The sequence below is a fragment of the Streptococcus infantis genome (genome assembly GCF_047465525.1).
In the GTDB taxonomy this organism is placed as follows: Bacteria; Bacillota; Bacilli; order Lactobacillales; family Streptococcaceae; genus Streptococcus; species Streptococcus infantis_R.
Genome location: NZ_JASGZS010000012.1, coordinates 55,266 through 63,150, shown reverse-complemented (window position 1 = coordinate 63,150; position 7,885 = coordinate 55,266). Strand labels below are relative to the sequence as shown.

The 7,885-nt window shown below is 40.1% G+C and carries 2 protein-coding genes and 1 pseudogene; all 3 read right to left on the bottom strand.

The features are described from left to right. Positions 1–3,502: lectin-like domain-containing protein (locus tag QM374_RS06115; protein WP_414311180.1), on the bottom strand; the 3,502-nt coding region annotated here is incomplete at its 3' end. Positions 3,503–4,265: 763 nt separating this feature from the next. Beyond that, positions 4,266–4,729: pseudogene (tnpA, locus tag QM374_RS06110) on the bottom strand (IS200/IS605 family transposase). 270 nt (positions 4,730–4,999) lie between these two features. Next, on the bottom strand, positions 5,000–7,792 hold the full coding sequence (ileS, locus tag QM374_RS06105; protein WP_414311179.1) for an isoleucine--tRNA ligase: 2,793 nt from the start codon (positions 7,790–7,792) through the stop codon (positions 5,000–5,002). Positions 7,793–7,885 lie beyond the last annotated feature (93 nt).

Below are 7,885 nucleotides of genomic sequence, written 5' to 3'. Positions count from 1 at the left end.
CGGCTGTCGCTGATTTCTTAGCTCCACCTGGAAGAGTGACTTCTACTGTTGAACCTGGCTCAGCTTTACCTGTGATTGCTTCATCTCCAGCTTTAACTGGGTTCACACTTGGTGCCTCTGGTGCTGTGATATCTGCTTGACTAACTGTTTGCCCTGGTCTTAAGGTAGCTGTTGATCCATTTGAGTAGGTTAGTGTTGTAGTACCATCGGTTCCTACTTCAACCTTAGTTGCACTTGGGTTCGCTGTTTCTACAGCTTTCTTAACTGCATCTTTTTCTGGTTGAGTTAGGCTTGATGGATTTTTAACTGGTGTTACTGTAGGTGCAGTTGGTTCAATTGTGAATACTGAGTCTGCTGGAATAACATCTGTACTGCCATCCTTATAAGTCACTTTAACATTAGTACCATCTACAGAAACACTTTCGATCTTGTCGCTGAAAGTTGGGTTTGCATCTTTAACAGCTTTTTCAATAGCACTCGCGTCTGGAACAGTGTTTGATGTGATAGGTGTTGATGGAGCTACTGCAGTATACTTGAATGTTTGTGGTTTCCACATAAAACGGATACGCCCAAGTTGTCCTGGTGTAGTCGCATCACCAACATGTTCATAACCTGTATTACCCGCCGCATCTTCAGCAAAGAGGTAACGAGTGATTTGTCCACTACTTTCTGTGTAAGTGTTTTTAGGAACTTCACCAGTTACGCGAACGATAGCTGGAGTTGACTCTGTAGCAGTAGTTTCTACATGAATACCTTCAGTCTTAAGATACAAACCACCTTTAGTTCTACCGTTTAAGAAGGTAGTGTCTTCTGCACCAAGCCCACTGCGGTTATCTTGTGGTAAAGCCAGATAAGCTTTTACAATCTTACCTGAATTATCAGTTACCTTTAGCTCAATATTATTTTCTTCACCAGAGTAAACATAAATGGCTTGTGTCGCAGGATCATCATATGGAATGTGTAAGGTCGGACGAACTGTCTCTTTTACAGTAACTTTAGTTGGAGTTGATGTGTTTTTAGCTGCATCTGTTGCTGTAACACTAATTTGATCATCAGCATTCAAAGCTGGAACTGGAATTGAAAACTCACCATTTTCTCCAGCTTTTGCAGAGGCTTTTTGTCCATTTTGAAGGGTTACTTCTACGGTTGAGCCTGGCTCAGCTGTACCTGTTACTGCTGTAGAGGCTGCTGTCACTGGGTTTACAGTTGGAGCTGCTGGTGGTGTTGTATCTGCTGGTTTTGCTTCTACATTAATTTCTTTCCAATTAACAGGACTTGTGTATTTACCTTCTTTAATGTTTGAAACTACCTTAGCCTTACCTGGTTGGATTTGCTCTTTCATTTCAAGGACAATAGTATCAAAGAAACCATCACTAGAGTATGACTTAACAACTGCTTTTGATTCGTCTTTTGAAGTCCATGCCCCTGGAATTGAATCGCGTTTAATAGCGACTTCACTTCTAGCGTTACCAGCTTTAGGATAATCAAAGTAAGTAATTCCCGCATCATGTGGTACTTTCAAAGTTACTGTTGTAGTTTCTGCAACAAGACTTTGTTTATCAGAAGAAGATTCAGATGGTTGAACAACTGATTCACCAAGTCCAACTTTAACCTCTGTTTCAGCACTTTCTTCACCATTGATCGTTTGGGTAACTGTCAATGTATCTCTTGGAACCAACTGATCTTGGTCAGTGATATTGCTATTTAAACCAGTTGGAAGAGTTGCAGACCAAGAACCATCCTCAGCAACAGTCACATTATCAACAATTGTCTTACCAGCAGCAGCAATTTTGATTGTTGCGCCTTTTTTACCAATTCCTGAGATGGTATTGTCTGTTGACTTGATACCTGGCTCAGTCATAACACCGCCAACTTGTAATGTTGGAGTGACAGTAGGTCCAGCTGGTGCAAATACATAAGTCAACAACTGCCCACCTGGAGTTAGGGTAACGGTATTGTTTCCTTCGTTATATGAAGGTGCTTTGCTTGCATCGATTCTCTTTAATTTATAACCTTTAGCTTCGACTGCTGCAATTTTGCTGTCTTGGGTGCTAAGGTTAATAACCTCATTTTCATCACCTGGAATCGCACTACTTGCTTCAATTTCATTACCTTTTGCATCAACAAATTTCATGTGGACGATTTGTGGCGCTGTAAACTCAAATCTTTCAATCTGAACGCGTTGCAAGTTAGTACCAGAACCTGTACTTCCTAAGAACGAAAGGGCAAAGGTTGGATTATTTTTAGTCAAGGCATTCTTAGCGTCAGTTGTCATGATGCTAGTGTTAGCATTTTTTAAGTTCGTTGTCCAAGTTTGTGAGCCATAAGTTACTGTAAAGTTTTTATTTTCATCGTATTCAATTTTAAAGTCTACCCATTGGCCACTTGGAGCTGGATTTAGAGCTTTGGCTGCTGAGCTACTTGTCGTTACCCTACCAGCATTATTTGATGAGTAGAATGAACCGAAGGCATTTGTTTTCCAGGCTCTCCCACCATATTGTGGATCGGCTGATGCATTTTGGTTGGCATTTGGGTTAGAAGTGTTGTGCCATGAGTCTAGTTTGAAACCAAAGGCATTTTTGATAGTACCCATACCAATAGAGGCTCCAGATTGACCAATAGTATTTACCTTACCTGTATGGAAGACGAAACCAACTCCATCACCACCTGGTCGGCCATCTGCATCAGTTTTGCCTTCGTATTTATTACCAATATCTACCTTACCAGTGAAGGTAAAAGGTTGTCCAGAGTTAATTTTAAAACGTAGGTAAGCACTACCAACTTGACCTGAAACGTCATCTGTCAACTTAATAGTACCTGTTGATTTATCATAGGAAGCAGTTCCACCTTCTTGGAAGAAACTTTCAAAGTTATCTTTGGTTACGATAGCACGAGCAAGGTTAGTTTCATCAATTGAACGTGTTGTACCTTCAGCAACAGCACGTTTGCTTCTGACTTTAGGAGTTGCTGAAGATTCTGTAGTTGCTTCAGATGTTGTTTCAACTGTTGTCTCAGCTGCTTCAGTAACTTCCTTCACACTTGCCACAGCATGAGTCAAACGTTCAACACTTTGGTTGATTTGATCTTGGCTTGCTGAACCGTTCGCAACTAATGCTTTTGCTTCTGCAATTGCAGCTTCTACCTCATCTTTAACTGAAGCTTCTTGACCATCCAAGCTTTTAGCTTTAGCTTGTGCCAAAACTGCTTCAAGTTGATACTTATCAACTGAAACTGCAGTTGTTGCAGAATTTGCTTCTACTGCTTCAGTCGCAACTGGGCTAGTTGCAGCTGGTGCCGCATAGGTCGTCGCCTCTGCAGTAGGTTCATTTTGTGTTGCTGAATTTGTAGCTTCTGTCTTAGCTTCTACACTGTCAGCGTGAACCGTTGGAGTAGCTAGTGTAGCTCCAACCGCAAAGACTAGCGAACAACCAAACAAGAAATGTTTTCCTTTTTTGATCATACGCCAATTCTTTTGTTCTGCATTTTTACGATTAAAACACATATTTATTTCTCCTTTTGTGTTTATGTAGTATTATAAATACAATTTTATTATAATCTTTTTACTTAAATAAATCAAATTTATTCTTTAGATTTCTTTCAGTTTATTACATTCCAAATATATACATATAAGTTTTTATAATATCTAAATACAGTTTTTCTCTATTTTGTTAGTTTTTTTCTTAAAAACTTGATGTTCTTTTAAAATCAAAAAGAGCAGAAATTTTAACTACACAAACATATATATTTTATGTTTTGTTAGAAACTCTTCCTTAGCTTCCTAGAATACATTGATTAGCTGCTAGAATTCCAAATTTACACACGGACTTAGATATTTCTTAAGCAGCCTGCTAACAAAAAAGAGCAATTTTATTTTATAGTAAAATGAAATAAAATCTGAACAAATTGACTAGGGAAATCAAATCAATTTCTATCCATATTTTAGAAGCAACAGTGTGCTATACTATATTTGATTGAAATAAGGTATGAACAATTCGATTAGGAAAGTCAAACTAATTTCTAGAAATATTTTTAGCAGTCATAATGTATGATTTTAGATTCAATCTACTATATTATGGATTCAATCCACTATACAAAAAAGATACTTGGTAAAAAGGGCATTACAATCATGACCACCCGTCAAACGGGTGGTTTGCACCAGGGCTAAAAGCCCAAATTACCAGCCAGCGCCTAAAGACGCTGGCTTTCACGTTGTTCAAGCCTCATTGCTCTTGACTCGTCACTTGCCTCTTAAAGAGGCGTGAGTATTACTTACCACTATCCCTAAAGGGATCCTCATATTCTTTTACACTCAATTTATCTAGTGCTATATCATGCTTTTCCTGCTCTTGAATATATTTCTTAATTGTGGCTTCATTAAGCCCTACTGTACTCACATAATAACCTTCCGCCCAGAAATGCCGATTCCCAAACTTATACTTGAGGTTGGCGTGTTTATCAAACATCATGAGTGCACTTTTGCCTTTTAAATACCCCATGAAACTTGAAATACTTATCCTAGGTGGAATACTCACCAACATATGTACATGATCAGGCATTAAATGACCTTCGATAATCTCAACACCTTTATAACTACATAATCGGTGGAATATTTCTCCCAAACTACTTCGATATTGATTATAGATGACTTTTCGTCTATACTTAGGGGTGAACACAATGTGATAGAACACATCCACTTTGTGTGTGATAAACTATGTGCCTTTTGTGCCATATTTTTCTCCTTTCGCTTTACAATTGGCTTGAACACCTTTATTGTATCGCGTTTGGAGTTTTTTTGGTATAACCTTCGACGCGCACCCGCATAGCGGGTGGTTTATTTGTCTCGCACCTAACGGAGCGAGACGGACTGAAAGTCACATAATAAAAAAACGCATAATACCAGACTTGCAAAAAGTCTTGATATTATGCGTTTAATGTTGGAGAGTGCTATTGGCCTTTCTTTTCAAATTAACCTTTGGACTACCCTCGCCATTTTTTACTTTTATTTTACTTCAAATCCTTCAGCAACTGCGTCCGCAAAGTTTTCTTCTACGATGCTTGCGCAGTGGTCACAGATGGTTGCGTGGTAATGACGTTCTGCTGTTGTCGGGTCGATACGACGGCAACGGTCACACACTTCACCAGCTGCATGTTCTACAGTGAAAGCTACATCTTCAAAGCTAACAGCAGCTTCTGGAGCTGGTCCTTCTGCGATGGTCAACTCAGACACAATCAAAAGTTGAGCTACATTGCTGTTTATTGCTTCGAGTAGAGTTTTCACAACTTCGTTTGGATAAACAGTCAAGTGTGCTTCAAGTGATTTACCGATTACTTTTGCATTACGCGCTTCTTCCAAGGCTTTTTGAGCTTGTCCACGGAAGTCCATGAAGGCTGCCCATGTGTCCAAGATTTCCTCTTGGTTCGCAAATGTCTCCGCTTCTGGCAATTCTGACAATTGAACAAAGTCTTCAGCTTCAAACTCAAGATATGACCAAATTTCTTCCGCAGTGTGAGGAAGGATTGGTGTCAAAAGCTTAGTGATTTTCACCAAAATATCATAGAAGACTGTTTGCATTTGACGGCGTTCCAATGATTTGGCTCCTTCGATGTAGACAACATCTTTGGCAAAATCAAGGTAGAAGGCTGACAAATCAACGTTGATAAAGTTCACTAGTGCTTTATAGATTGTCAAGAATTCAAAGTCAGCATAAGCATCACGAATTGTCTTCACAAGCTGGTTAAAGCGGATGGTCATATACTTATCAACTGAACGAAGTTCTTCGTAAGAAACTGTATCCTCAGCTGGATTAAAGTCAGATGTGTTAGCAATCAAGAAACGAAGAGTGTTACGGATCTTACGGTAAGTTTCAGAAACTTGGCTCAAGATATCCATTGAGATACGCACGTCATTGCTTGAGTCAACACTTGTTACCCAGAGACGCAAGATTTCCGCACCAAATTGTTTCTCAACATCGCTTGGAGCAATGGTATTTCCAAGAGATTTAGACATCTTTTCACCTTTACCGTCAAGGGCAAATCCTTGTGACAAGATTTGTTTGTATGGTGCCACACCATGGTTGGCAACAGATGTGATAAGAGAAGAGTTGAACCAACCACGGTATTGGTCTGAACCTTCAAGGTAGAGGTCAGCTGGGTATTTGAGTTCTGGACGGTTAACCACGACACCATTCCATGATGAACCTGAGTCAAACCATACGTCCATGATGTCAGTTTCTTTCTTGAACTCTCCATTTGGTGAACCTGGATGTGTAAATCCTTCTGGTAATAGGTCTTTAGCATCACGTTCCCACCAGATGATTGAACCATGCTCTTCAAAGAGTTGAGCTACATGTTCAATCGTTTCAGCTGTCATGATTGGTGTGCCATCTTCTGCGTAGAAGATTGGAAGAGGAACTCCCCAAGCACGTTGACGAGAGATAACCCAGTCACCACGGTCACGGATCATGTTGTAAAGACGGACTTTACCCCATTCTGAATGGAATTTCACTTTTTCGATTTCATCTAAAATATCTTGACGGAATTTTGATACTGAAGCAAACCATTGTGGAACTGCACGCCAGATGATTGGTTTTTTCGTACGCCAGTCAAATGGGTATGAGTGAGAGATTTCTTCTTGAGCAAGAAGTAAATCACCAAGTTTTTCGATAACCGTTGGAACAACCTTATCATAGAATTGGCCTTCAAACTCAGCACCAGCATTAGCCATCATAAGCCCGCGTTCGTTAACTGTCACAGCAACTTCAAGTCCGTTAGCAATACCAACATTATAGTCGTCCTCACCAAAACCAGGAGCTGTATGGACGATACCAGTACCTGAGTCTGTTGTAACGTGTTCACCAAGAATAACAAGTTCATCTACTGCAGTATCCCATGGGTGCTCTGTCACGATGTGGTTCAATTCTGAACCACGGTAAGTAGCCAAAACTTGAACATCCGTCCAACCAAATTTTTCAGACAAGCTGTTCAACAATTCAGCAGCAACCACAAACTTACGGGCTTCACCAGCAGGTTGAACCAAAACGTAATCAATATCCGCACCAACAGTCAAACCACGAGAAGCAGTGATAGTAAATGGAGTTGTTGTCCAAACAACGATATAAGTATCAGTGTCTAGGACACCTTTGCCATCTTTGACTTTGTTGGCATAGTAAAGAGAAGTTGATACCAAGTCATGGTATTCAATTTCCGCTTCAGCAAGAGCTGACTCAGATGACCAAGACCAGTAAACTGGTTTTGCACCACGATAGATATAACCTTTGTTAGCCATCTCACCGAAGACACGGATTTGGGCCGCTTCATAGTCAGGAGTCAAAGTCACATATGGATTTTCCCAGTCACCAGAAACACCCAAGCGCTTGAAGTCTTCGCGTTGTTTATCTACTTGAGAAAGAGCGTATTCACGGCAAAGTTTCAAGTACTCAACCAAGTCCATTTCTTTGCGTTTAACACCTTGTTTTGCCAAGACTTGCTCGATTGGCAGACCATGTGTATCCCAACCTGGGATATATGGCGCGTAGAATCCTGACATAGACTTAGAACGAACAATGATATCTTTTGAAATCTTGTTCATAGCATGACCAACGTGGATATTTCCGTTAGCGTACGGAGGTCCATCATGAAGAGTGAAGTGAGGTTTCCCTTCATTCAACTCTTGACGACGTTGATACAATTTTGCTTCTTCCCACTCTTTTTGCCATACTGGCTCTTTTGTAGGAAGGCCTGCACGCATTGGGAAGTCAGTTTTCCCAAGATTTAAAGTTTCTTTGAGTTTCATGATATCTCCTTTTTTATATAGACAAATTAAAAACCACGATTCGCTAAAAAGGACGAAAATCGTGGTACCACCTTTGTTCGGAAAAAGAACTAG

Excerpts from the sequence above, each read along its gene's own strand:
- ileS (WP_414311179.1), bottom strand. The coding sequence starts at position 7,792 with ATGAAACTCAAAGAAACTTTAAATCTTGGGAAAACTGACTTCCCAATG.